Raw genomic sequence first — 23,685 nt, 5'->3', positions numbered from 1 at the left:
CGCAGGCGCGTACGCGGGGCGTGGCAGGGCGGGAGGACCGCCCGCCGCGCCCCGCGCACGCGCCCCGGAAGCTCAGAACCCCTCCGGGTCCTCCATCCGGTCCAGCACGGCCGCCGGGTCCTCGGCCAGCTGCTCCGCCTCCTCCTCGGCTTCCTCCGCCCCCATCTCCTCCTCGTCCTCCCACAGCGAGAACCACACCGTCTTGCCCTCCGACTCCGGGCGCACGCTCCACTGGCCGGACAGGATGTCCAGCAGCATCAGCCCACGCCCTGAGGAGGCCAGCTCCCCGGGGCTGCGCTGGTGCGGCAGCTCGTCGCCGTTGTCGGACACCTCCACCCGCAGCACCCGGCGGCCCGGCTCGCCGGTCAGCGACGCGGACAGCGACGCCGACTGGTCGGTGTGCATGAGCACGTTGCCGACCAGCTCCGACGTCAGCAGCACCGCGGTGTCCACCTGGTCCGGCTGCGCCCAGTCGTGCAGCAGCGCCTGCAGCTCCGCGCGGGCCTCGGACAGGCCCTGCGCCTGGTCCTGCTCGATGGTCAGCACGAGCTTGCGCTCGGGCACCGCCCGCTGGAGCACCCCGGCGTCGCGGCGCAGCAGCACCAGCGCGATGTCGTCCTCGTTGCGCGGCGCCAGGTCGTGCCGGGCGCCCGCGGCCGCGTGCTCGTCGTGGCCCTCGGGACCGCGCTGCGCCGACTGCGCCAGCGGGTGGTGCACCGCGCGGATGAGGGTGTCGGCGATGCCCTCCAGATCCTCGGCGGGCCCCGGCGAGAAGGCGTCCCTGACCCGCACCCAGCCGCTGTACATGTCGTGCCCGCCGGTCTCGATCAGGCCGTCGGTGCACAGCATCAGGATCTCGTCGGGCCGCAGCTCCATGTCGGTGACGGGGAAGTCCTCGGTGCCGGGCATGAGGCCGAGCGGCAGCCCGCCGTTGACGTGCTTGAGCATGCAGGTGCCGTCCGCGAGCCGCAGCACCGGGTGCGGGTGCCCGGCCCTGGCGATGTGCAGCACGCCCGACGCCGGTTCGGCCTCGATGTACAGGCAGGTCGCGAAGCGGTCGTCGTCCAGGGCGGCCAGGAAGCGCGAGGCGCGGGCCAGCACCGCGTCCGGGCCGTGCCCCTCGGCAGCGTAGGCGTGCACGGCGGTGCGCAGCTGCGCCATCAGCGCGGCGGCGTGCACGTCGTGGCCCTGGACGTCGCCGATGACGACGGCCAGGCGGCCGCCGGGCAGGTTGATCACGTCGTACCAGTCGCCGCCGACCACCAGCCCGCCGCCGGTCGGGATGTAACGGGTGGCGACGGACAGGCCGGGGACCGCGGGCGGGGTCGCGCCCATACTGCGCCGCAGCCCGCGCGACAGGGCCAGCTCCGCGGTGCCGGTCCGGGTGCGTTCCAGGGCCTGCGCGACCAGCCGCGAGGCCAGCACCAGAAGCGCCCGCTCGTCGTCGGTGAACTCCACCGGTTCGCGGAAGGCCATCAGGCACACCGCGCTGATGCTGCCCGACGTCACGAGCGGCAGGAAGGCCCAGGACTTCCGCCCGTGCCGGGCGGCGATCGGCCAGGTGGCGGGGAAACGCCTGCGGTACTCGGCGGCCGACCTGAGGTAGACCGGGCGGCCGGTGTCGATGACCTCGGTGGCCGGGAAGGGCGTCCCGGCCACCATCCGGAAGGTCTCCTCGCCCTCCCGGCGGCGGAATCCGTACTGGCCCAGCACCTTGAGGTACTTGTCGGTGAGCCCGAAGACGACCAGCCCGTCCAGTGTGAAGCCGGGCGAGAAGAGCCTGGTCACGGTCTTGAGGGCGGCCGACAGCGAATCGGCCTCGGCGAGGTCGTGGCCGGCCTCCAGCAGCACCGCGTCCCGCAGCCGGCCGTCGGCGGGCGTGCCACCGGCGGCGGGAGCGGAATCCGGACCGGGGTCCGGGGGAGGGGCGCCCGGGTGGTCCGTGAAGCGGTTCATGGCGTCGATCTGGCGCTGCTCGGCGGGGTCGGTTCCACCGTCCCGGGGGTCCGCGGGCTCGCCGGAACCGGCCCGCCTGTCGGCGTCCGACGGCTCGCGCGGCGCCGGACGGCCCGCTCCGTTGCCCATCCCGGCGCCCTCTCGCCGCAGCGGTGGTCCTGTCCGTACCCATGCTGGGCGACGGTGGCGGTCGGCGCATGCGGAGCGCGCCCGCGCGGGGCGCGCGGACCGGCGGCCGGGGGCGATGTGCTTCCCGGCCGGGGGAGCTGGCATGCTCGGACACGTGGGTGAACGCATCATCGCCGCGTGTGACGGGGCATCGAAGGGCAATCCTGGACCTGCGGCCTGGGCCTGGGTCATCGCCGACGACCGGGGCGAGCCGGTCCGCTGGGAGGCCGGGCCGCTGGGCAGCACGACCAACAACGTCGCCGAGCTGACCGCGCTCGAACGGCTGCTGGAGGCGGTCGAACCGGACGTCGCGCTGGAGGTCCGGATGGACTCCCAGTACGCGATGAAGGCCGTCACGACCTGGCTGCCGGGCTGGAAGCGCAAGGGCTGGAAGACGGCCGCGGGCAAGCCCGTCGCCAACCAGGAGCTGGTGGTGCGCATCGACGCGCTGCTGTCCGGGCGGGAGGTGGACTTCCGCTACGTGCCCGCGCACCAGGTCGACGGCGACCGGCTCAACGACTTCGCCGACCGCGCCGCGAGCAACGCCGCCGTGGTCCAGGAACCGGCGGGCAGCGCCCTCGGCTCCCCGCCGCCCCCGCGCACGCCCGACACGGTGCGCAAGGCGCCGCGCCCGGCGCGCTCCGGCGGGTCCGGTGGTTCGGGAGGTTCAGGCGGCGCCGCGTCCGGCGGCTCCGGGGGCGGCGGCCCGGCCCGTACCCTCAAGGCCAAATACCCCGGCCGCTGCCGCTGCGGGCGGGGATACGCGGCCGGCGAGCTGATCGCCAAGAACGCCGACGGCTGGGGTCACCCCGACTGCCGCTGACCCGCTGACCCGCCGCCTCCCGTCATCGCCACCGCCCCCGTCCCCGCGCACCCCGCGCGGCGGCGGGGGCTTCCGTATGCCCGCGCCCGCGCCCGCAACCCCGCCGCCGGGCCCGGCCCCGGCGCGGAAAAAGCCCGCGCCGGTTCGCGCGCAGGGCATTGACGCCCGCACCCGGCGGCCCTACGGTCGTCCGCGTCGTACTTCGTACGTCATATATGAGACCTGATACGTGAGATCTGAGAGCCCCATGACCTTCGCTCCCACGCCGATCCCGTCCCGGACGCAGTTCGTCCTCGAAGCGATCAAGCACCGCATCCTCACCGGGCAGCTCAGCCCGGGGCAGGCCCTGGTCGAGGCGGACCTGGCGGCGCAGTTCGGGGTGTCCAAGACCCCGGTGCGCGAGGCGCTCAAGACGCTCGCCGGGACGGGCCTGGTGGTCATGAGCCAGTACAAGGGCGTCACCGTGCGGACCGTGGACGCCGACATGGCCCGCGAGGTCTACGACGTGCGCCTGCTGCTGGAACCCGAGGCGCTGCGCCGCACCATCGCCCGCCGGGCCTCGCTCGCCGCCGCGCAGGAAGCGCTGGAGCGGGCGGCCCGCGCGGAGGACCGGGCCGACCGCAGCCTCGCCAACCGCGACTTCCACCGCGCCCTCTACCTGCCGTGCGGCAACCCGCTGCTGGCCCGGATGCTCGACGAGCTGCGCGACCAGGCCGCGCTGGTGTCCACCGTCGCCTGGGCCGCCGACCCGTCGTGGGAGCGGGAGGCGAGCGAGCACGAGGAGATCCTGGCGCTGGCCCTGGCCGGTGACGCGGACGAGGCGACGCGGCTGCTGCACACGCACATCGCGGTCTTCTTCCGCCGTGCGTTCCCCGACGACGAGGAAGGTGTCTGATGGACCGTTCCGCGCTCACGGCCGCGCTCGCCGGTGTGGTGGCGATCCCGGTGATCCCCTTCGGCACCGACGGCGGCATCGACCGGGACGCCTACCGGGTGCTGCTGCGCCGGCTGCTGGACGGCGGCATCCGCGCCGTCACGCCGAACGGCAACACCGGCGAGTTCTACGCCCTGACCCCGCGGGAACGGCAGGCGGTCGTCCTCGACACGCTCACCGAGACCGCGGACCGGCCCGCCGTCACCGTGATCGTCGGCGTCGGCCACGACCTGCCGACCGCGATCGGCGCCGCCGAGCACGCCCGGGACTGCGGGGCCGCGATGGTGATGGTGCACCAGCCCGTGCACCCGTACGTCTCGCAGGACGGCTGGGTCGCCTACCACCGCGCCATCGCCGAGGCGGTGCCGGAACTGGGCGTCGTGCCCTACATCCGCAACCCGCTGCTGGACGGCGAGTGGATGGCCGAGCTGGGCGGGCACTGCCCCAATGTGATCGGGGTGAAGTACGCGGTGCCGGACGCCGCCCGCTTCGCCGCCTTCGCGCGGGACGCCGGGCTGGAGCGCTATGTGTGGCTCGCGGGCCTGGCCGAGCTGTACGCGCCCGCGTACTTCGCGGCCGGGGCGACCGGCTTCACCTCGGGCCTGGCCAACGTGGCGCCCTGGATCTCGCTGGAGATGCTGGCCGCGCTGCGCGCCGGCGACTACCCGGCCGCGATGAAGGTGTGGGAGCAGATCCGCGCCTTCGAGGACCTGCGCGCCGCCCGGCAGTCCGCGGACAACGTCACGGTGGTCAAGGAGGCGCTCGCCGCGCTCGGCCTGTGCCGCCGCGAGGTCCGCCCGCCCAGCAGCGCGCTGCCCGAGGAGCGGCGCGCCGAGGTCGCCGCCGCGGTGGAGGGCTGGGGACTGTGACCGCCACCGGGAGCGACCGGCCGCCGCTGCGCAGCAGCGCGTGGTACGACGGCGAGGGCCTGCGCGCCTTCAGCCACCGGGCCAGGACCCGGCAGCTCGGCTACCTGCCCGAGGAGCACCTGGGCAAGCCGGTGATCGCCGTGCTGAACACCTGGTCGGACATCAACCCCTGCCACAGCCATCTGCGCGAGCGCGCCCAGGCCGTCAAACGCGGGGTGTGGCAGGCGGGCGGCTTCCCGCTGGAATTCCCCGTCGCCACCCTGTCCGAGACGTTCCAGAAGCCGACCCCGATGCTCTACCGCAACCTGCTCGCGATGGAGACCGAGGAGCTGCTGCGCTCCTACCCGGTGGACGGCGCGGTGCTGCTCGGCGGCTGCGACAAGACCACGCCCGCGCTGCTGATGGGCGCGGCCAGCGCCGACCTGCCCGCCCTCTTCGTCCCGGCCGGGCCGATGCTGCCCGGCCACTGGCGCAACGTGGTGCTCGGCTCGGGCACCGACATGTGGAAGTACTGGGACGACAAGCGCGCGGGCCTGATCGGCGACTGCGAGATGGCCGAACTGGAAAGCGGGCTCGCCCGTTCGCCCGGCCACTGCATGACGATGGGCACCGCCTCCACGCTGACCGCCGCCGCCGAGGCGCTCGGCATGACGATGCCCGGCGCGTCCTCGATCCCCGCGGTCGACTCCGCGCACGAGCGGATGGCCGCGGCGAGCGGTGCCCGCGCCGTCGAGCTGGTCCGCCGGGACCTGCGCCCCTCGGCGATCCTGACCCGCGAGGCGTACGAGGACGCCGTCACCACCGTGCTGGCCCTCGGCGGCTCCACCAACGCGGTGATCCACCTCGTGGCGATGGCCGGGCGCTCCCGGGTGCCGCTCACCCTGGACGACTTCGACCGGCTCGCCCGCGACGTGCCCGTGCTCGCCGACGTCCGCCCCGGCGGCCGGTACCTGATGGAGGACTTCCACTTCGCCGGCGGACTTCCCGGCCTGCTGTCCCGGATCACCGGGCTGCTGCACCTGGACCGTCCCACCGTCGCCCACGACAGCCTGCGCGCGCAGCTGGCCGGCGCGCTGGTGCACGACGACGACGTGATCCGCGACCGCGCGCACGCGCTCGCCGCCGAGGGCGGCATCGCGGTGCTGCGCGGCAACCTCTGCCCGGACGGCGCGGTCATCAAGCACATCGCCGCCGAGCAGCGCCTGCTCACCCACACCGGCCCGGCCGTCGTCTTCGACGACTACCGCACCCTCCAGGCGACCGTGAACGACCCCGGGCTCGGCATCACCGCCGACAGCGTGCTGGTGCTGCGCAACTCCGGTCCGCTCGGCGGGCCCGGCATGCCGGAGTACGGCATGCTGCCGATCCCCGACCACCTGCTCAAGCAGGGCGTCCGCGACATGGTCAGGATCTCCGACGCCCGTATGAGCGGCACCAGTTACGGCGCCTGCGTGCTGCACGTCGCCCCCGAGTCCTACGTCGGCGGCCCGCTCGCGCTGGTGCGCACCGGCGACCCGATCACCCTCGACGTGCCGGGCCGCACCCTGCACCTGGGCGTCGAGGACGCCGAACTCGACCGCCGCCGCGCCGAGCTGAAGCCGCCGCAGGCCCGCTACGGGCGCGGCTACGGCGCCCTCTACCAGGACCAGATCACCCAGGCCGACACGGGCTGCGACTTCCGCTTCCTCGCCGCGCCCGGCGACGTCCCGGAACCCCACGTGTCCTAGCGAAGGAGCCCCGAGGTCATGGCCATCGCCGTGGCGGAGAACCCGCCCGGAAACCGTGTGAAGGACCGCGGCCGGCGCACCCGGCGCCTGCCCTACCTGCTGATAGCCCCGGCCGCCGTACTGATGCTGGGCTTCATCGCCTACCCGATGGGCAGCGTCCTCTACTACAGCCTGCAGGACTACAACGTCACCAAGCCCTGGCGGAACGGCTACGCGGGCCTGGGCAACTTCCACCGCATCCTCACCGACGACCCGCAGTTCTGGCAGAGCCTCGGCTTCAGCCTGCGCTGGGTCGTGGTGCAGATCGGCCTCCAGCTCGTCATCGGACTCGCGCTCGCGCTGCTGGTCAACCAGACCTTCGCCGGCCGCGGCCTGTCGCGCGCCCTGGTCTTCTCGCCCTGGGCGGTCTCCGGGGTGCTGACCACCACCATCTGGATGCTGCTCTACAACCCCTCGACGGGCATGAGCCGCTACCTCGCGGACGCCGGGATCGGCTCCTACGGCCACTCGGTGCTGTCCGACCCGCACACCGTCTTCTGGGCGGCGGTGCTCGCCGAACTGTGGCGCGGGGTGCCCTTCTTCGCGATCCTGCTGCTCGCCGACCTCCAGTCGATCCCGCAGGACCTCTACGAGGCCGCGTCCGTCGACGGCGCAGGCAGGCTGCGGCAGTTCTTCCACATCACGCTGCCGCACCTGAAGGACGCGATCGTGCTGTCCACGCTGCTGCGCGCGGTGTGGGAGTTCAACAACGTCGACCTGCTCTACACCCTGACCGGCGGCGGCCCCGCGGGGCAGACCACCACGCTGCCGCTGTACGTCGCCAACACCGGCCTGGACGGGCACGACTTCGGCTACGCCTCGGCGCTGACCACCGTCGCCTTCGTCATCCTGCTCTTCTTCTCCCTCGTCTACCTGCGCCTGAGCAAGTTCGGAGGCGAACGCGCATGACCACGGCACTCGCCGAGGGCGTGACCCTGCCGCCCGCCGCACTCCCGCACCCGGCCAAGGGCGGGCGCCGCCGGCGCGGACCCGCCGACGGGCCCCCGCGCTGGCAGATCTACCTGCCGCTGGGCCTGTACCTGCTGTTCACGCTCGTGCCGTTCTACTGGATGCTGCTCTTCGCGCTGCGCCCCGACGGCTCCACCTCGCTGGTGCCCTGGCCGGTCACCGGCGCGCACTTCGACAAGGTCTGGAACGACCGCTCCTTCGGCACCTTCTTCGTCAACAGCATGCTCGTCGGCGTCGGCACCCTGGTGTTCACCACCGTGGTCGCGCTCAGCGGCGGCTACGCGCTGGCCCGCTTCCGCTTCAAGGGCCGCACCGCCTTCCTGATCGCCCTGCTGTGCTCGCAGTTCATCCCCGGCGCGCTCATGCTCGTACCGCTCTTCCAGATCTTCCGGCACCTCCAGCTGATCAACTCGCTGTGGAGCGTGGTCATCTCGGAGACGGTCTTCCAGCTGCCGCTGTCGGTGATCCTGCTCAGCGGCTTCATCAAGGGCATACCCGAGGCGCTGGAGGAGGCCGCGTGGGTCGACGGCTGCACCCGCATGCGCGCCTTCCGGGCGGTGGTGCTGCCGATGCTGCGCCCCGGGCTCGTCGCCGTCGGCTCCTTCGCCTTCGTGCACAGCTGGAACCACTTCCTCTTCGCGCTGATGTTCCTCAGCGAGCAGGACAAGCAGACGATCCCGGTCGGACTCAACACCCTCATCGGCGCCGACAGCGTCGATCTGGGCGCGCTCGCCGCGGGCGGCGTCATCGCGGCCGTGCCCGTGGTGATCGTCTTCGCCTTCATCCAGAAGTGGCTGATCACCGGCTTCAGCGCCGGCGCGGTGAAGGGGTGAGCGGCATGGGCGCGACACGTGTCGTCCTGGCCGGCGGGCGCGGCCACGGCCACTGGCACCTGGACAACCTGCGCCGCCTCAGCGCCCGCGGCCTGGTCCGGCTCGCCGGGGTCTGTGACGTCACCCCGCTGGAGCCCGCGGCCCTGACCCGGCTCGGCAGACCCGCGCAGGGCCCCGACCTCGGCGCCCTCATCGACGCCACCGGCGCGACCGCCGCGATCGTGTGCACCCCCATCCACACCCACACCGCGCTCGCGCTGACCGCCGCCGCACACGGCGCCGACGTGCTGCTGGAGAAGCCGCCCGCGCCCTCGCTCGGCGACTTCCGCCGCCTCACCCGGGGGCTGGCCGGGCGCGGCCGGGCCTGCCAGATCGGCTTCCAGTCGCTCGGCTCGCACGCCCTGCGCGCGGTGCGCGCACTGGTCGCGGACGGCGCGGTGGGCGAGCTGCGCGGCATCGGAGCGGCCGGCAACTGGGTGCGCGAGGAGCACTACTTCCGCCGCGCCGCCTGGTCCGGGCGGCGCCGGCTGGACGGTACCGACGTCGTCGACGGCGTGCTGACCAACCCGCTCGCGCACGCCGTCGCCACCGCGCTGCACCTGGACGGCAGCACCGCCGAGGAGGACGTGGCGCAGGTGCGCACCGAGCTGTACCGGGCGTACGACATCGAGTCCGACGACACCTCGTGCGTCGACATCCGCACCGCCCGCGGCACCCGGATCGTGGTCGCCGCCACGCTGTGCGCGGCCCGCGCCGCCGAGCCGTACGTGGTGGTGCACGGCAGCAGGGGGCGGATCACCTTCTGGTACAAGCAGGACCGGGTGCTGCTCCAGCGCGCCGGGCACGGCCCCGACGAGCGCGCGTACGGCCGTACCGACCTGCTGGAGAACCTGCTCGCGCACCGCGCGGACGGCACCCCGCTGCTGGTGCCGCCCGCCGCGACCGGGGCCTTCATGCGGGTCGTGGAGGCCGTGCGGACCGCGCAGGACCCGGAGCCGGTCCCGCCGTCCCGTTGGCGTACCGCAGCGGGGGAGCGCTCCCACCGGCGGGTGGTGGACGGCGTCGACGAGCTGGTCGACGGCGCCGCCGAGAAGCTCGCGACCTTCGCCGAACTCGGCGCGCCCTGGGCCGCGCCGCTGCGCCCGGCGGCCCGCCGGTGACCGGCCCGCTGCCGCTGCGCTGCGGCTCCACGACGGTCGGGGCGTACGTCACCGCGCCGCGGCTCGCCGCCCGGCTGTCCCCGCGGCCCTACCTGCACCCGCTGACCACGCTGGGCGGCGCCCCCGTCACCGAGCTGATGCCCGCCGACCACCTGCACCACCTGGGCGTGGGCGTCGCGGTGCCGGACGTCGCCGGGCACAACTTCTGGGGCGGCCGCACCTTCGTCCGCGGCCAGGGGCCCACCGCGCTCGACAACCACGGAGAGCAGCGCCACCTGCGCTGGACGGCCGGGGGCCCGGACGGCTTCACCGAGGAGCTGTCCTGGACCGCGGGCGGCCGCGAACTCCTCCACGAGGAACGCACAGTGACGGTCCGCCGGCTGGCCCCGCACGCCTGGGAGCTGGGCTTCTCCTTCACCCTGGCCAACGTCACCGGCGCCCCGCTGCGCATCGGCAGCCCCGCCACCAACGGCCGCCCCGGCGCCGGATACGGCGGCTTCTTCTGGCGCGCCCCGCACACCGGCACACCCCCGCAGGTCTTCACGCCCGACGCCGCCGGTGAGGACGCCGTGCACGGCAGCACCGCCGACTGGCTGGCGCTCGCCGCCGAGCACTGGACCCTCGTGCTGCGCGGCACCGACCCCTGGTTCGTCCGCACCCGCGAATACCCCGGCGTCGGCTCCGCCCTGGCCTGGCGCAGCCCGCTGACCGTTCCCGCCGGCGGCAGCGTCGCCCGGCGGGTCGTCACCGCCGTCGCCGACGGCCGGCTCGGCCCCGACGAGGCCGCCGCGCTGGCCGCCCGCACCACCCGCTGACCGGCGCCCCCGGCACGGCAGCAGCACCACCGCAGGACGTCCCGCCCCGGACGCCCGCCGCGCCATCCGTCCCGACAACCGAAAGAGCCGCCATGCCACACCCGCAGCACAGACACCGCAGAGCCCGGCTGGCCGCCGGTACCGCCCTCGCCGCAGCGCTCGCCCTGACCGTCACCGCCTGCGGTGACGACGGCAGCGGCAGCTCCGGCGGGGAGGGCAGCGGCAAGGGGAAGATCGTCTTCTGGGACAACAACGGCGGTGTGCGCACCGACGTCTGGAAGCAGATCATCGCCGCGTTCGAGAAGCAGAACCCCGACATCCACGTCGAGTACGTCGGCATACCGATCGCCGACGTGCAGAAGAAGTACGACACCGCGATCGCCGGCGGCGGCCTGCCGGACGTCGGCGGCGTCGGCACCGCCTACCTCGCCAACATGGTCGCGCAGAACGCCCTGGAACCGCTGAGCGCCCGGATCGACGACAGCGGCCTCAAGGGCAAGCTGGTCACCGGGATGGTCTCCAGCGTCCAGGCGGCCGGCGGCCGGGGCAAGGAGATGTACGAGGTCCCGACCTCCGCCAACATGGGCACGTTGTGGTATCGCCCGGACCTCTTCACCGCCGCGGGCCTGCAACCCCCCACCACCTGGTCGGCGTTCTACGCCGCCGCCGACAAGCTCACCGACGCCGGGAAGAACAAGTTCGGCTTCACGCTGCGCGGCGGCGCCGGATCCATCGCCCAGGCGCTGGAGATGATGTACGCCCAGTCCGGCATCGACAGCTTCTGGAACGGCGACAGGACCACCGTCGACGACCCGAAGAACGTCGCGGCGCTGGAGAAGTACGTCGGCCTGTACAAGAAGGACACCCCCGAGGCCGACCTCAACAACGACTTCGTCAACATGGTCGCCGAGTTCGACCACGGCACCGTCGGCATGCTGCAGCACAACCTCGGCTCGTACAACGACCATGTGAAGGCCTTCGGCAAGGACGGGATCGAGGGCGTCACGCTGCCGCCGTCCCAGGACGGCGGGGTGCGCACCATCGTCTCCAACCCGGTCGACGGGCTGGGGCTGTTCAAGAGCAGCACGAACAAGTCGGCGGCGTGGAAGTTCATCGAGTTCGCCGCCTCGGCGCAGATGAACAGCCTCTGGAACCGGTCGGCGGGCGCCATCCCGGCCAACACCGGTGCCGCGCACGACGCGTGGATCAACGACGCCAGGCCGACGAAGACGGCGATGGAGTCGCTCGACGACCCCGGGACCAAGATCGTCCAGTTCCCGTACTACCTGCCCGACTGGAACAACATCACCAAGGCCGACACCGAGCCGGACTTCCAGAAGGTGCTGCTCGGCAAGATGACCGCGAAGGACTTCGCCGAGGAGCTGGCGGGCAAGATCAACGACGCCCAGGCCGACTTCCTCGCGCACAACAAGAAGAAGTGAGCCCGCGGCGGGGCCGGTCCACGCGCCCCGGCCCCGCCCGCCCCCACCCCTCTCTGCACCGTCACGCCCTCTCCTTCACCCCCACCGGGAGCCGCACGTGCGCAAGAGCCATGTTCCGCTGATCGCCATGCTCGTCTCCGCCGCCCCCCTGATGCTGGCCGCCGCCCCGGCGCACCGCGCGCCCGGCGGGCACACCGCCAAGCCGCCGCACTACGCCCGCCAGACGCTGCCCGCCCACGACGGCTGGGCCTCCCAGGACGGCGGCACCACCGGCGGCGCGGCCGCCGACGCCGCGCACGTCTACACCGTCACCGACCGCGCGGAGCTGGCCGCCGCGCTGGACGGCGGCAGCGCCGTCCCGAAGATCATCCAGATATCCGGCACCGTCGACGGCAACGCAGACGCCGCGGGCAATCCGCTGTCCTGCGACGACTACGCCACCGACGGCTACAGCCTGGACGCCTACCTCGCCGCGTACGACCCGGCGGTCTGGGGACGGGACGAGGTGCCGTCCGGCCCGCTGGAGGACGCGCGTGCCGCGTCCGCGGCCAGGCAGGCCCTCCAGGTCGAGCTCAAGGTCGGACCCAACACCACTATCGTCGGCGTCGGGCACGACCCGACGCTGCTCGGCCTGGACCTCCAGGTCGCGGGCGTCGACAACGTCATCGTCCGCAACCTCACCTTCGAGGACGCATTCGACTGCTTCCCGCAGTGGGACCCGACCGACACCGCCGACGGCAACTGGAACTCCGAGTACGACAACCTCGTGCTCACCGGCGCCACCCATGTGTGGGTCGACCACAACACCTTCACCGACGGCCGCCGCCCCGACGCCGCCCAGCCGTACTACTTCGGCCGCATCTACCAGCAGCACGACGGCGAGATGGACGTCGTCAAGGGCGCCGACCACGTCACCGCCTCCTGGAACGCCTTCCTCGACCACGACAAGACGCTGCTGTTCGGCAACAGCGACGGCGCCGCCGCGACGGACGCGGGCAAGCTGCGGGTGACCCTCCACCACAACCTCTTCCGGGACATCGGCGAGCGCGCCCCGCGGGTCCGCTTCGGGCAGGTCGACGCCTACAACAACCACTACGACGTCACGGACGGGGCCGACTACGTCTACAGCCTCGGCGTGGGCGTGCAGTCGCAACTCGTCGCGCAGTACAACGCGTTCACCCTGCCCGCCGGGGTGACCGCGGACCGCACCATCGCGTACTGGAAGGGCACCGCGATGACGGAGGACCACAACTACGTCAACGGGCGCCCGGCCGACCTGCTCGGCGCGTTCGACGCGGCCAACCCGGCGACGCCGATCGCGCGGGGTGCGGGCTGGACACCGGTCGCGCGCACCCACCTCGACAACCCGCGGGCCGTCCCGCAGATCGTCGACCACGGCGCCGGAGCCGGCCGGCTCTGAACCCTTGGGGGCCTGCCGTCCGTCCCCTGCCCGGGGCGGACGGCAGGCGCCGCACGGCCGCCGAACGGCGCCGTCCGCTCAGGCCGGAGGGTTGCCGGTGCGGCCCGCGGCCAGCGGTGTGATGGTGAACAGCTCGTCGCAGACCGTCAACTGACCGTCGACGACGAGCGAGGCGCGGCTGCCCGGCGGATAGACCCGCACCTTCGCCGACGTGGGGCGACAGGTGCCCATGTGGTTGGCGGTGCGGATGGTGTCGCTCGCCGCCCCGCCCGGCTTCAGCACGACCGCCGCGTAGCCCATCGGCTGGCGGTCGGCCGGGGCGCCGATCTGCTTGCCGTTCGCGTCCAGCACCGACACGCCCGGATAGCCGGTGAGATGGCAGGCCGTCGCGCTGTGGTTGGTGAGCAGCAGATAGCGGTAGACGCTGCCCGCCGCGCCGTCGGAGCCGCCGAGCGAGGCGGTCAGCTGCGAGGCCGCGCACATCGGCGTCGTCGAGCCGTGGCCGGGGGAGGACGGGGTGCCCGGCACGGTCGGGGTGTCCTGCGCGGGGGAGGACGTGGCCGGGGACGGGCCGGACGGCGGGGGCGCGCTGTGCGTGCCGGGGGTGGCCCGCGGCTCGGTCGTCACCGGCGGCGCGGGCCGGGTGGTCGGCAGGGCCGGGCCGGTCTGCGTGTCCGTCGCGGGCGGGCTCACCCGGTCGTCGGTGCCCTGCGGGGTGAGCGCGCCGACCAGGTACACCGACCCGGCGAGCACCGCGGCCGCCGCGACCCCGCCGCCCGCCGTGCGCAGCCGGCGCCGGCGCGCGGCGCGCCGCCGGATCTGCCCGAACGAGCCGGGCGGCGGCGCCAGATACCCCGGCGGCTGCCGCAGCAGCGGCTCCTCCGGGCCGGGGCCCTCGGGGGCGCCCCCCAGGTCGTCAGGAAATCCGGTCATGGTGTCCTTCGAGTCGGGCGCGGAGCAGTTCGCGGGCGGCGTGCAGGTCGGCCTTGACGGTGCCCTCCCGGCGGCCCAGCAGCGCGGCCACCTCACGGACCGGCAGATCCGCGTAGTAGTACAGCAGCACCGGGTTGCGCAGCCGCTCCGGCAGCGACTGCACCAGCATCCGCACCGACGGGTCGTGGGCCTCCGTCTGCGCGTGCAGGGACTGCTCGGCCGACACCCGGCGCAGCGCGCGCCGCTCGCGCTCCATTCTGCGCCAGTGGTCGCGCACCAGGTTGGCCGCCGTCACATAGAGGAAGCCGGTCGGTTCCTCGACCCGGGTCCAGCGGGCCCACAGCCGGGTGAACGCCTCGGCCGCCACCTCGTGGGCGGTGCCGTCGTCGTCCACCAGGCGGCGGCACCAGCCCGCCAGCCTCGGGTAGACGGCCTCGAACAGTTCGGCGGCGGCGCGTTCTTCGTACTGCCGGATGACGCCCCTCCTCACCTCGGCCGCCGGGCCGCCGACCGCGGCGGGCCAGTCGTTCACGAGCCGGCGACCAGCGAGGCGTAGACGATCACATTGTCCGGGTAACCGCCACCGCCGGTCAGCTTCGTGCCCCCGCAGGTGATGAGACGCAGCGCGGGGTGGTCCACGTTCCCGTACACCTCCTGCGTGGGGAAGTGCGCCTTGGACACCGTCTGCACCCGCTCGACGGCGAACGTCGCCACGCTGCCGTCCGCCCGCTCGACCTGCACCCGGTCGCCCGGCCGCATCCGGTCCAGGTGACGGAAGACCCCGTCGCCGTACGCGCCGACCGTGACGTGCCCGAGCAGCACCGACGGGCCGGTCTGGCCCGGCGTCGGCGAGCCGTCGTACCACCCGGCGGGCGAGTGCGCCTCGATCGGCGGCACCTTCACCTCGCCGTCGGGCGCCAGGCCCAGCGCCATGACGGGGGTGTCCACGCCGAGGGAGGGGATCCTCAGCCGCTCCGGCGACGACCGCGCCATCGGCGTGCCGGGCACCGTCCGCGCGGTGCCGGGGGTGGCCGTCGCCGAAGCGGTGGGCGGCGCCGCGCCGCCGGACGTGCCGGAACCCGCGGGCGCGGGACCCGTGCCGGTCCCGTTGCAGGCCGACACGCCGACGGCGAGCGCCGCGAGCACCGCGGCGGCCCACGGGGCGCGACGCGCCCCGGACCGCTCGCGGGCCCGTCGGGGAACGCGCGTCCTCCCGCCGCCGGAAGGCCGGGCGGCGGCGGGAGGACGCGCCGGGGGCACGGGGAGGCGAGGGGCTGCCTCCCCGGCCTCAGGTACGCGACGGGAGCCGGCCAACGCTCAGCCCCGGGAGCGGCGGCGGGAGGCCGCGACGCCCAGACCGCCCAGCGCGAGCGCCGCCGCGCCCGCCGCAAGACCGGCCGTCAGCCCGCCGTTGCCGCTACCGCCCGTCGCGGCGAGCCCGGTGTCCGGCGCGCCCTTCGGGACCGTCGTGACCTGGCCGGGGTTCGTCGGCGAGGGCTTGGTGCCGTGCGTCGGGGCGGGCGTGCCCACCGGGTCGCTGCCGTTCTTGCCCGCGGCCATCGGCGTGATCGTGAAGGTCTTGTCGCAGATGGTCAGTTCACCCGGGATCACCAGCGACGCCGTGTTGCCCGGGGGGTATATCCGCACCTTCGCCGACGTCGGCAGGCACGTCCCCATGTGGTTGACGGTGCGGATGGTGTCGCTCGCCGACGCGCCGGGCTTCAGCACGACCGGCGCGTAGCGGCTCGGCTGGCGGTCGGCCGGGGCGCCGATCTGCTTGCCGTTGGCGTCCAGCACCGACACGCCCGGGTAGCCGGTGAGGTGGCAGGTGGTCGCGCTGTGGTTGGTCAGCACGAGATAGCGGTAGACGCTGCCCGCCGCCCCGTCCCCGCCGCCGAGCGACGCGGTCAGCTGCGAGGTGGCGCACATCGGGGTGCCGGGCGCCCGGCCCACCGGGGCCGAGGCGACGGCGGGGACGGCCCCCGCGACCGCCACCGCGAGGACCGCCGCCGTACCGGCGGCGACTGAGGTACTGCGCATGTCCCGTCCCTCGTTTCTCCGGCGGCCGGCCGCACGTCATGTCGCGCGGCCGGCCGGACCGGGATTCGAGGGCAGAGACGACACGGGCGGGCCCCGGGTTGTAAAGACTTCGCCAAGTCCGGCTCCGGGGCCCGTCCCGTCACAGCGGACGGTAGGTCAGCAGCGCGAGGTGGCCGCCGATCTCCCGGGCGCCCGCCAGCCGCAGCCCGCGCATCGCCCCCTTGTCGGGGAAGAGCCGCTCACCGCCGGCACCGAGGACGAACGGGTGCGTCATCAGGCGCAGTTCGTCGACCAGGCCCGCCTCCAGCAGCGCCTGCGCGAGCGGGCGGCTGCCGTAGACCAGGACGTCCCCGTCCACCTCGTCGCGCAGCCGCGCCGCCGCCACCGCCGGGTCGCCCTTCACCACGAAGGAGTTGGCCCACTCCGGCGCGTCCGCCAGCGTCGACGACAGCACGTACTTGGGCACCGCGCGCAGCCTGTCCCCCCACGCGCCCTCGCGCGCGGCCCACCGCTGCGCGAACCACCGGTAGGTGCCCCGCCCGATGAGCCACGCCGAGCAGTCGCGCGCCTCCTGGTACTCGACCTCGCCCCACGCCGCGAACACCTCCTCCGGCATCCGCGCGAACCACCCGCCGCTCGCGTACCCCTCGTCGCCGGTCGGATCCTGCATCACGCCGTCGACCGAGACGTTCTCGTGCACGACGATTCTCCCCATGACGGGCTCCCTCGCTCCGTGTGCTCCGCGGCCGCTTCCCGGCCGCGGGCCGCCGTTCCCGGCAACCGCAGGGATGGACACCGCGGCCCGCCGGGACTGGGCGGGGAAGGGGGGATCTTTTTCTCACGGCCGCGTGCCGCCGCCCGCCCGCGAGTCGTCACCCGGCTGGTGCGGTACGGCGGGCGGCCGAGGCCCGCGCGGCGGCGCCGCGGTGAGCGCCGCCGCGAGCAGCGCCACCTGCGCGGCCGGGGACCTCGCGTGCAGGATCTCGGTGCGGTGCACCAGCCGCGGGGCGGTAACGGGGACGGCGTGCACGCCCGGCGCCCCGCGCAGCGCCGCGGCGGGCAGCACCGTGAGGCCGTGCCCCGCGGCGCACAGCGTGAGCAGCCCCCGCACGTCCGCGCCCTCGTAGCGCAGGGCCGCGCGGAAGCCCTCCGTGCCGCTCACCGTCCGCAGCCGGGCGAGCGGCAGCGCGGTGCCGGGGGCGTCGATCCAGCGGGCCTGCGACAGGTCGGCGAGGCCCACCCCCGCGCGGCCCGCCAGCGGGTGCCCGGCGGGCAGCGCGACGGCGAGCGCCTCCTCGGCGACGGCGAACGCGGCCAGCGGCGCCGTGTCGGCAAGGTCCAGCGGATCGCCGGGCGCGGCCGCCCCGTCGACGAGGCCCGCGTCCAGCTCCCCGGCGGTGACGCCGCCCACGACGGCGGCGCGCCCCAGCACCCGTACCGTCACCTCCAGCAGCGGGCGGCCGCGGCGCAGTCCGGCCAGAGCCGCGGCGAGCGGGCCGGTCAGTGCGGTGGGGACCGCCCCGACGGTCAGCCGGGCGGCGGGCTCGGCGGTCAGCCGGGCGATGTCCGCGCGGGCGGCCGCCAGCCGCAGCAGCAGCGGTTCCGCGTGCTCCAGCAGCCGCACCCCGACGGGCGTCGGCGCGACCGGCCGCCGCCCGAGCAGCACCGCCCCGAGGTCGCTCTCCAGGGCGGCGACGTGCTGCGAGACCGCCGACTGCGTGTAGCCCAGCTCGCGCGCGGCGGCCGAGAAGGAGCCGAGGCGCGCGACGGTGACGAACGTACGGAGCAGGTGCGGATCCACGCCCATCAGTATTCCTGATGGACAGGTCACACATCATCGTTGGCGCTTGTCTCGGCGGCCGGGCCAGGATGGCGGCATGACCGCACCCCAGACGGCGGCTGCCGCCGTACCGGAAGTCCCCGCCCCGCGCGTCGCCCTGGTCGGTGACCGCTCGCCCGGCGTCCGGGCCCATACCCGCGTCCCCGGCATCCTCGACGCGCTGGCCGCCCGCGACGGCCTTCTCCTCGACGCCTACTGGATCCCCACCGCCGACGCCGAGGACGCCGCCGCCCTCGCCGCCTTCGACGCCGTGTGGCTGCTGCCCGGCAGCCCCTACCGCAGCGAGCGCGGCGCGCTCACCGCGGTGCGCACCGCCCGTGAGCGGGGCATCCCGTTCCTGGGCAGCTGCGGCGGATTCCAGTACGCGGTGCTGGAGTTCGCCCGGCACGTGTGCGGTCTGGCCGGGGCGTCGCACGCCGAGGACCGGCCGCCCGGCGCGGACCCCGCCGATCTGCTGGTCGTCCCGCTCGCCTGCTCCCTCGCCGGCCACGAGGGCACGGTCACGGTGGCCGAGGGATCGCTGGCCCGCAGCGTGCTCGGCGCCGAGCGGTCGGTGGAGCGCTACAACTGCTCGTACGGCCTGGCCCCCGGCCACCTCGACGTGCTGCGGGCGCACGGCCTGCGCTTCAGCGGTACCGACGGCGACGGGGAGGTCCGGGTCGCCGAACTCCCCGGCCACCCCTTCTTCCTGGCCGCGCTCTTCCAGCCCGAGCTGTCCGGCGACGGAAGCCGCCCGCACGCCTTCGTCCGGGCGCTGGCGCGGGCCGCCGCGGCCCACGCCGCGGCCCACGCCGCGGGCCGCGCCGCACAGCTGTCCCCGGCCTGAGCCCCGGCGTCCGCCCGCGGTGGCGGCCCGTCAGGAAATCGCCCGCGCGGCACCCCGGCACGAGCCGGTGGGCCGTCAGGCCACCGCGCTGACCAGCCGACTTCATGATTGTCACGGACCTTCACTACGATCCTCCGATGATCACGAGAAGACTGCTGGCCATGGGAATGGCCGGTGGCCTACTGGCCACCCTCGTCTGCGGGCTGCTGCCCGCCGGCGCCGCCGCCGACGACGGCGAACCGGCGGCGCAGCCCGCACCGAAGGTCGAACTCGTCCTCGACGTCAGCGGCTCGATGCGCGCCAAGGACATCGACGGGCAGAGCCGGATGTCCGCCGCGAAGCAGGCCTTCGACGACGTCCTCGACTCGACGCCGCCGGAGGTCCAGCTGGGCATACGCGTCCTCGGCGCGGACTACCCCGGCAACGACCGCAAGACCGGCTGCAAGGACACCCGGCAGCTCTACCCGGTCGGACCGCTGGACCGCACCGAGGCCAAGACCGCCGTGGCGACGCTCGCCCCCACCGGCTGGACGCCGATCGGCCCCGCGCTGCTCGCCGCCGCCGACGACCTCAAGGCGGGCGGCGACGGCACCCGCCGCATGGTGCTCATCACCGACGGCGAGGACACCTGCAACGCCGACCCCTGCGACGTCGCCCGTGACATCGCCTCCCAGGGCATCCACCTGGTCATCGACACGCTCGGCCTGATCCCCGACTCCAAGACCCGCAACCAGCTCAGCTGCATCGCCGAGGCCACCGGCGGCACGTACACCACCGTCCAGCACAAGAACCAGCTGACCAGCAAGGTCAAGCAGCTCGTCAAGCGCAGCACCGACCGGGTCGTCACGCCCGTCGCCACCCAGGGCGCCGACAGCTGCAAGGACGCGCCCCTGCTCAAGGCGGGCCTGTACTCCGACCGCGAGACCTTCTCCGAGAACCGCTGGTACCGCGTCGAGGTGCCGCCGGGCAAGGAGCTGCGGGCGTCCGCGACCATCGCCGACGACCGCGCCGTCAACGCGAACTACGGGGTGCTGCTGCGCGGGGTCACCACGCACGGCCGGGAGATCGTCCGCGACGACGAGGGCGGCACCGGCCGCACCGACGCCGTCTCCGCGGGCATCCGCTACCCCAAGCCGAAGGCTGACGACGACACGCCGCCGGAGACCGTGTGCCTCCAGGTCGGCAACTCCTTCTCCGCGCCGCCCGCCGTCAAGACCACCCCGGGCCTGCCCGTCGAACTCGCCATCGACCTGGTGCCGAGCCCCGACCAGCCCTCCGACGTCGCCTTCTTCGGTCTCGGCCGCGGCTGGTGGCTGCTCGGCCTGCTGACCCTCACCGGCGCTGTCGCCGGCCTGCTGACCGGCTGGATCTCCCGCTGGCGGCTGAACACCGGAAGGGCCTCCTGATGCGCAACGTACGACGACTGGCCGCCGCGCTGCTCTTCGCGGCCGCCGCGGTCGCGCTGCCCGCCGGGCACGCCCTGGCCGACGACACCCCGAGCGCCACGGCGACCGCGACCGACGGCTCCACCGATGCGGGCGACGACGGCCCGCCCACCGAGGCCGGCACCAACTTCCGCACCGCGGTGGCGCTCAAGCAGGGCGAGCAGGCCACCGCCAGCGCCTCCGCGGGCGACTACCTGTACTGGGTGGTGCCCGCCGACGCCGGGCAGCACGTCACCGTGAAGGCCACCGTGACGTTCGGCTCCGGCTCCGGGACCGCCGCCGCGCACAGCGCCTCCACCTGGCAGATCGACGTCTACGACGGCCTGCGCCGCCGCCAGGCCTGCCGCTACGGCGCGCAGACCCGCACCGCCGCCGCGAACGCCGCGAGCGTCGAGCTGGTCTGCCACCTGCGCACCGTGCGGGCCTGGGCCGACACCTGGTCCAACGACCCGCTGCGCGGCGCGTACTACCTGCGGCTCACCGCCCTCGACGTCCCCGAGGCCGACCTCGGCCAGCCCTTCCGCGCCGCCGTCGAGGTGACCTCGGACGGCACCGCGGGCCGCGACGCCGTCGACGGCTCGGTGGCGCCCGTGGTCTCCGCGAGCGCCCCGGACATCTCGCCCGGCGGCGGCTGGGCCGGGACCTGGTGGTCGCCGCGCTGGCTGTGGACGGCCGGCGGCGGGCTGCTCGCCGTGGCCGCCGCGCTCGGCGGGCACCGGCTGGCCCGCGGCCCGATCGGCCGCCCGTACCGGGGCCGCCCGGAACCGGTCCGCCCGCACGAGCCGCCGCCGTACACCCCCTGACGGCCGCAGCGCACGACCCCGGGGCGCCCCCTCACACGCGGAGGGGGCGTCCCGCTCCGTGCGCGGCGCCCGGCGGTCGCGGCGCGGCGCCGATCCGGCCCGTCCGCCGTGCCGCCCGGCGCCGCCCCGGGCGCGGACCTCGCTGTCAGTGCTGGGGTGTTCACTGGGGGGCATGGACAGCAGCCCCTTCGCCGCCGCGATCCGGCGGCTCACCGACGGCGAGCCGCCGCAGCCCGGCGCGCCCGTCGTTCTGACCGCCCCTCAGGACGCCGATCTGCGCGGCCTCGTCGCGGCGCTGACCCGGCTGGCGGGCCGGCACCGCAACCTGGCCGCGGGCGGCCTCGTCGACCCGACGCTGACCGAGCGCACCGGCCGCGCGCTGACCGAGCCGTTCGCCGCGGGCGAGCTGCTGGAGCTGCGCGGCTGGCCGCTGCGCGACCGCTGGCTGGGCTGCGGCCTGGCCGCCACCGCGCAGGGCCCGCGCACCGTCGCCGTCGCCGCCCACCGCGCGGACCCGGCGGTCGACGGCTTCCCACCGGGCACGAGCTGGGCCGACAGGCTGCGCACCGTCACCGGCTGGGAGCCGATACCCGGCCCGCGGGCCGACTGGCCAGCGATCGAGGCCGCCCTCGGCACCCGGCTGCCCGCCGACTACAAGGAGATCGCGGACGTGTTCGGGGAGGGCAGCTTCGACGGCTGCGTGGAAGTCCTCGTGCCCGCCCCCGACCTCGCGCCGTGGACCCCCGACGAGCTCACGGACCCGGCCGCGGAGGGCCTGCTGCCCTGGGCGTGCTCCGAGCAGGGCCTCGTCCTGCTCTGGCGGACCCGCCCCGGCGACCCCGGCGCCTGGCCGGTCGTCGCCCGGACGGAAGGCCGCGAGGACGAGCAGCACGACTGCGGCGCGGGCGAGTTCCTGCTGCGGCTGCTCACCGACGTCCGCCTCGGCCACCCTGCGAGCCGCGCCCGCGACCACCGCTTCACGAGCTTCGCCGCGCAGTAGCCCTTCCCGGCGCCGCTCGCCACGGGACGGGACGCGGCTGGCTACAGTGTGCCGATGCGTGAAACCCCCGAGGAGACCGCCGCGCTCCAGGCCCTGCTCGACGCCTCGCTGTCGGACTCCACCTCCCACCTGCGTTCCATCTTCACCGGCCGCACCATGACCGCCGAGCAGCTCACCGCCGTCCTCACCGGCATGTGCACGCTCGCGCTGTCCACCGTGACGGCCAAGGGCGAACCGCGGATCAGCGGCGCGGACGGCCACTTCCTGCACGGCCGCTGGTACTTCGGCACCGCCCGCACCGCCGCCAAGGCCCGCCACCTCACCGCCCGCCCGGCCGCCAGCGCCGCCCACATGCGCGGTGAGGACCTCGGCGTCTTCACCCACGGCGACGCCGTCGCCCTCAACCCCGCGGACGGCGACCCCGACCCCGAATGGCCCGGCCTGCTCGCCTACCTCAAGGACTTCTACGGCGCCGACGCCTTCGACTGGGAGCGCGACGTCGTCTACTTCCGCCTCGACCCCCACTGGATGACCGTCTTCGCCCCCGACCCGGCCAAGCTCAGCGCCCCCTGACCGCGCGTCACCTCAGGCCGCCAGCCGCCGGGCCAGCCAGGCGAGGTCGTCCGCCGTCAGCACCCGCCCCCCGAAGCCCGGCAGCGGCACGTGCAGCGGCCGCGTCCACCGCTCCGGGACCGCCCCCGCCCCGTAGTACGCACCGGCCAGGCCCCCGGTGACCGCGGCGACGGTGTCGGTGTCGCCCCCGAGATCGACCGCGGCGCGCACCGCCTCCTCGTAGCCGCCGGTGGTCCGCAGCGCCCAGACCGCCGAGCCGAGGCACGGCCACACCGCCCCGTTGAACTCCGTGGCCCGCTCCGGGGTCCAGTCGGGCGCGAGCACCGTCGCGTACCGCCCGCGGTGCGCGGGCCGCAGCGCGAGCAGGACGTCCGGGAGGGCGGCGAGCGGATCGGCGCCGAGCAGCGCCAGCCGGACGAGCTCGTGGAAGACGGCGGTGCCCTCCCACGCCGCCGGATCGCCGTGCGTGAGGGCGGACAGCCGGCGGGCGGCGTCCATCGTCGCCTCCCGGCCCGCTGCCGCGAAGTACACCGCGGAGGTGGCCGCACGCATCAGCGCGCCGTTGCCCGCCGCCCGCGCGTTGACCGCGAAATGGGCGGCCGCGGCGGCGTCCCAGGGCAGGCCGTTGGTGAGCACGTCCTCGGTCTGGAGTCCGATGTCCTTGGGATCGGCCGCCGCCCAGCGCCGGAAGCGCGCGAAGACGTCGGGCAGGTCCAGCCCGCCCCGGTCGAGCAGGGACTCGCCGACCAGGACCGCCATCTGCGTGTCGTCGGTCGCCTCGCCCGGGTCCCAGCCCCCGCCGCCGCCCATCTCGCCACCGGCCCCCGGCTCGGGGAAGCGCGCCGAGAACGCGCCCCGCGGCCCGAACTCGAAGGGTCCGCCCAGCGCGTCGCCCACCGCCGCGCCGACGACGGCGCCCACCGCCCGCTCCTCCCGCGCCCGCCACTCCCCGTCCATGGCGGGAGGCTATCCGCGTGCCGCGCGGGCCGCCGCCGGATATCCGGCGCGACCGGCGATGCGCGAGCGGCGATGCGCGACCGGCGACCGGCGACCGGGGCGGGCCTGTCACA

Annotated in this window: 23 protein-coding genes; 15 read left to right on the top strand and 8 right to left on the bottom strand. The window is 74.8% G+C overall.

From position 1 onward, the window contains the following. Nucleotides 1-72 precede the first annotated feature (72 nt). Nucleotides 73-2,085: an ATP-binding SpoIIE family protein phosphatase gene (locus ACWERV_RS03520; RefSeq protein WP_452928184.1), complete on the bottom strand. Its 2,013-nt coding sequence runs from the start codon at nt 2,083-2,085 to the stop codon at nt 73-75. A gap of 142 nt (nt 2,086-2,227) precedes the next feature. On the opposite strand from ACWERV_RS03520, the gene ACWERV_RS03515 reads away from it, so the two are divergent. The 10 genes from ACWERV_RS03515 to ACWERV_RS03470 all read left to right on the top strand — a co-directional run bounded on the left by ACWERV_RS03515 (nt 2,228) and on the right by ACWERV_RS03470 (nt 13,155). Then, entirely contained in the window at nt 2,228-2,947 is a 720-nt protein-coding gene (locus ACWERV_RS03515) for a ribonuclease H family protein (protein WP_452928181.1), read from the top strand. Between the two features lie 247 nt (nt 2,948-3,194). Then, entirely contained in the window at nt 3,195-3,842 is a 648-nt protein-coding gene (locus tag ACWERV_RS03510; protein WP_398184416.1) for a GntR family transcriptional regulator, read from the top strand. After that, nucleotides 3,842-4,750, top strand: a complete 909-nt coding sequence (locus tag ACWERV_RS03505) for a dihydrodipicolinate synthase family protein (RefSeq protein WP_452928178.1) — start codon at nt 3,842-3,844, stop codon at nt 4,748-4,750. Before ACWERV_RS03510 ends, ACWERV_RS03505 begins: the two co-directional genes overlap by 1 nt. After that, the gene (gene araD, locus ACWERV_RS03500; protein WP_452928176.1) at nt 4,747-6,477 is read left to right on the top strand and encodes an L-arabinonate dehydratase; all 1,731 of its coding nucleotides are present in this window, start codon (nt 4,747-4,749) and stop codon (nt 6,475-6,477) included. Before ACWERV_RS03505 ends, araD begins: the two co-directional genes overlap by 4 nt. A gap of 18 nt (nt 6,478-6,495) precedes the next feature. After that, nucleotides 6,496-7,425 (top strand): carbohydrate ABC transporter permease, encoded by a 930-nt coding sequence (locus tag ACWERV_RS03495; protein WP_452928174.1) that lies wholly within the window; start codon nt 6,496-6,498, stop codon nt 7,423-7,425. Beyond that, nucleotides 7,422-8,318 (top strand): carbohydrate ABC transporter permease, encoded by an 897-nt coding sequence (locus ACWERV_RS03490; protein ID WP_452928173.1) that lies wholly within the window; start codon nt 7,422-7,424, stop codon nt 8,316-8,318. Before ACWERV_RS03495 ends, ACWERV_RS03490 begins: the two co-directional genes overlap by 4 nt. 5 nt (nt 8,319-8,323) lie before the next feature. Next, a complete protein-coding gene (locus ACWERV_RS03485; protein ID WP_452928171.1) occupies nt 8,324-9,478 on the top strand; it encodes a Gfo/Idh/MocA family protein in 1,155 nt (384 codons plus the stop codon). After that, nucleotides 9,475-10,293, top strand: a complete 819-nt coding sequence (locus ACWERV_RS03480) for a DUF6807 domain-containing protein (RefSeq protein ID WP_452928169.1) — start codon at nt 9,475-9,477, stop codon at nt 10,291-10,293. Before ACWERV_RS03485 ends, ACWERV_RS03480 begins: the two co-directional genes overlap by 4 nt. Nucleotides 10,294-10,385: 92 nt before the next feature. Beyond that, nucleotides 10,386-11,735, top strand: coding sequence for an ABC transporter substrate-binding protein (locus ACWERV_RS03475; protein ID WP_452928168.1), 1,350 nt, complete (start codon nt 10,386-10,388; stop codon nt 11,733-11,735). Between the two features lie 127 nt (nt 11,736-11,862). Then, nucleotides 11,863-13,155: a pectate lyase family protein gene (locus ACWERV_RS03470; protein ID WP_452928507.1), complete on the top strand. Its 1,293-nt coding sequence runs from the start codon at nt 11,863-11,865 to the stop codon at nt 13,153-13,155. Between the two features lie 78 nt (nt 13,156-13,233). Here ACWERV_RS03470 and ACWERV_RS03465 read toward each other — a convergent pair whose 3' ends face one another. The 6 genes from ACWERV_RS03465 to ACWERV_RS03440 form a co-directional block, all read right to left on the bottom strand. Beyond that, nucleotides 13,234-14,088, bottom strand: a complete 855-nt coding sequence (locus ACWERV_RS03465; RefSeq protein WP_452928165.1) for a DUF4232 domain-containing protein — start codon at nt 14,086-14,088, stop codon at nt 13,234-13,236. Beyond that, nucleotides 14,072-14,563: an RNA polymerase sigma factor gene (locus ACWERV_RS03460; RefSeq protein WP_452928504.1), complete on the bottom strand. Its 492-nt coding sequence runs from the start codon at nt 14,561-14,563 to the stop codon at nt 14,072-14,074. Before ACWERV_RS03460 ends, ACWERV_RS03465 begins: the two co-directional genes overlap by 17 nt. 53 nt (nt 14,564-14,616) lie before the next feature. Next, the gene (locus ACWERV_RS03455) at nt 14,617-15,234 is read right to left on the bottom strand and encodes a class F sortase (RefSeq protein ID WP_452928163.1); all 618 of its coding nucleotides are present in this window, start codon (nt 15,232-15,234) and stop codon (nt 14,617-14,619) included. Between the two features lie 171 nt (nt 15,235-15,405). Continuing rightward, entirely contained in the window at nt 15,406-16,128 is a 723-nt protein-coding gene (locus ACWERV_RS03450; protein ID WP_452928161.1) for a DUF4232 domain-containing protein, read from the bottom strand. A 139-nt stretch (nt 16,129-16,267) separates the two neighbouring features. Then, the gene (locus ACWERV_RS03445) at nt 16,268-16,843 is read right to left on the bottom strand and encodes a dihydrofolate reductase family protein (RefSeq protein ID WP_452928158.1); all 576 of its coding nucleotides are present in this window, start codon (nt 16,841-16,843) and stop codon (nt 16,268-16,270) included. A 123-nt stretch (nt 16,844-16,966) separates the two neighbouring features. Continuing rightward, nucleotides 16,967-17,929 (bottom strand): LysR family transcriptional regulator, encoded by a 963-nt coding sequence (locus ACWERV_RS03440; RefSeq protein WP_452928501.1) that lies wholly within the window; start codon nt 17,927-17,929, stop codon nt 16,967-16,969. Between the two features lie 76 nt (nt 17,930-18,005). On the opposite strand from ACWERV_RS03440, the gene ACWERV_RS03435 reads away from it, so the two are divergent. The 5 genes from ACWERV_RS03435 to ACWERV_RS03415 all read left to right on the top strand — a co-directional run bounded on the left by ACWERV_RS03435 (nt 18,006) and on the right by ACWERV_RS03415 (nt 22,615). Continuing rightward, nucleotides 18,006-18,794, top strand: a complete 789-nt coding sequence (locus ACWERV_RS03435) for a CTP synthase C-terminal region-related (seleno)protein (protein ID WP_452928155.1) — start codon at nt 18,006-18,008, stop codon at nt 18,792-18,794. A 137-nt stretch (nt 18,795-18,931) separates the two neighbouring features. Beyond that, complete coding sequence (locus ACWERV_RS03430; RefSeq protein ID WP_452928153.1) at nt 18,932-20,200, top strand: VWA domain-containing protein; 1,269 nt, start codon at nt 18,932-18,934, stop codon at nt 20,198-20,200. Then, nucleotides 20,200-21,042 carry a hypothetical protein gene (locus ACWERV_RS03425; RefSeq protein ID WP_452928150.1) on the top strand — a complete coding sequence of 281 codons (843 nt, stop codon included), beginning with the start codon at nt 20,200-20,202 and terminating at the stop codon, nt 21,040-21,042. Before ACWERV_RS03430 ends, ACWERV_RS03425 begins: the two co-directional genes overlap by 1 nt. A gap of 172 nt (nt 21,043-21,214) precedes the next feature. Then, nucleotides 21,215-22,042 carry a hypothetical protein gene (locus ACWERV_RS03420; protein WP_452928147.1) on the top strand — a complete coding sequence of 276 codons (828 nt, stop codon included), beginning with the start codon at nt 21,215-21,217 and terminating at the stop codon, nt 22,040-22,042. Nucleotides 22,043-22,096: 54 nt separating this feature from the next. Next, nucleotides 22,097-22,615, top strand: a complete 519-nt coding sequence (locus tag ACWERV_RS03415; RefSeq protein WP_452928144.1) for a pyridoxamine 5'-phosphate oxidase family protein — start codon at nt 22,097-22,099, stop codon at nt 22,613-22,615. Between the two features lie 12 nt (nt 22,616-22,627). Here the strand turns inward: ACWERV_RS03415 and ACWERV_RS03410 are convergent, their stop codons facing one another. After that, nucleotides 22,628-23,572 carry an ADP-ribosylglycohydrolase family protein gene (locus ACWERV_RS03410; protein WP_452928141.1) on the bottom strand — a complete coding sequence of 315 codons (945 nt, stop codon included), beginning with the start codon at nt 23,570-23,572 and terminating at the stop codon, nt 22,628-22,630. Nucleotides 23,573-23,685 lie beyond the last annotated feature (113 nt).

This window comes from Streptomyces sp. NPDC004031, assembly GCF_053604375.1.
This window is presented reverse-complemented; position numbering and strand designations above follow the sequence as displayed.

What these genes read in the sequence shown, in the direction of transcription:
- ACWERV_RS03510 (WP_398184416.1), top strand. Translation starts at nt 3,195, where the DNA reads ATGACCTTCGCTCCCACGCCGATCCCGTCCCGGACGCAGTTCGTCCTC.
- ACWERV_RS03430 (WP_452928153.1), top strand. Translation starts at nt 18,932, where the DNA reads ATGATCACGAGAAGACTGCTGGCCATGGGAATGGCCGGTGGCCTACTG.
- ACWERV_RS03420 (WP_452928147.1), top strand. Translation starts at nt 21,215, where the DNA reads ATGGACAGCAGCCCCTTCGCCGCCGCGATCCGGCGGCTCACCGACGGC.
- ACWERV_RS03425 (WP_452928150.1), top strand. Translation starts at nt 20,200, where the DNA reads ATGCGCAACGTACGACGACTGGCCGCCGCGCTGCTCTTCGCGGCCGCC.
- ACWERV_RS03465 (WP_452928165.1), bottom strand. Translation starts at nt 14,088, where the DNA reads ATGACCGGATTTCCTGACGACCTGGGGGGCGCCCCCGAGGGCCCCGGC.
- ACWERV_RS03490 (WP_452928173.1), top strand. Translation starts at nt 7,422, where the DNA reads ATGACCACGGCACTCGCCGAGGGCGTGACCCTGCCGCCCGCCGCACTC.
- ACWERV_RS03435 (WP_452928155.1), top strand. Translation starts at nt 18,006, where the DNA reads ATGACCGCACCCCAGACGGCGGCTGCCGCCGTACCGGAAGTCCCCGCC.
- ACWERV_RS03515 (WP_452928181.1), top strand. Translation starts at nt 2,228, where the DNA reads ATGCTCGGACACGTGGGTGAACGCATCATCGCCGCGTGTGACGGGGCA.
- ACWERV_RS03520 (WP_452928184.1), bottom strand. Translation starts at nt 2,085, where the DNA reads ATGGGCAACGGAGCGGGCCGTCCGGCGCCGCGCGAGCCGTCGGACGCC.
- ACWERV_RS03450 (WP_452928161.1), bottom strand. Translation starts at nt 16,128, where the DNA reads ATGCGCAGTACCTCAGTCGCCGCCGGTACGGCGGCGGTCCTCGCGGTG.
- ACWERV_RS03470 (WP_452928507.1), top strand. Translation starts at nt 11,863, where the DNA reads ATGCTCGTCTCCGCCGCCCCCCTGATGCTGGCCGCCGCCCCGGCGCAC.
- ACWERV_RS03445 (WP_452928158.1), bottom strand. Translation starts at nt 16,843, where the DNA reads ATGGGGAGAATCGTCGTGCACGAGAACGTCTCGGTCGACGGCGTGATG.
- ACWERV_RS03495 (WP_452928174.1), top strand. Translation starts at nt 6,496, where the DNA reads ATGGCCATCGCCGTGGCGGAGAACCCGCCCGGAAACCGTGTGAAGGAC.
- ACWERV_RS03415 (WP_452928144.1), top strand. Translation starts at nt 22,097, where the DNA reads ATGCGTGAAACCCCCGAGGAGACCGCCGCGCTCCAGGCCCTGCTCGAC.
- ACWERV_RS03485 (WP_452928171.1), top strand. Translation starts at nt 8,324, where the DNA reads ATGGGCGCGACACGTGTCGTCCTGGCCGGCGGGCGCGGCCACGGCCAC.
- ACWERV_RS03505 (WP_452928178.1), top strand. Translation starts at nt 3,842, where the DNA reads ATGGACCGTTCCGCGCTCACGGCCGCGCTCGCCGGTGTGGTGGCGATC.
- ACWERV_RS03475 (WP_452928168.1), top strand. Translation starts at nt 10,386, where the DNA reads ATGCCACACCCGCAGCACAGACACCGCAGAGCCCGGCTGGCCGCCGGT.
- ACWERV_RS03410 (WP_452928141.1), bottom strand. Translation starts at nt 23,572, where the DNA reads ATGGACGGGGAGTGGCGGGCGCGGGAGGAGCGGGCGGTGGGCGCCGTC.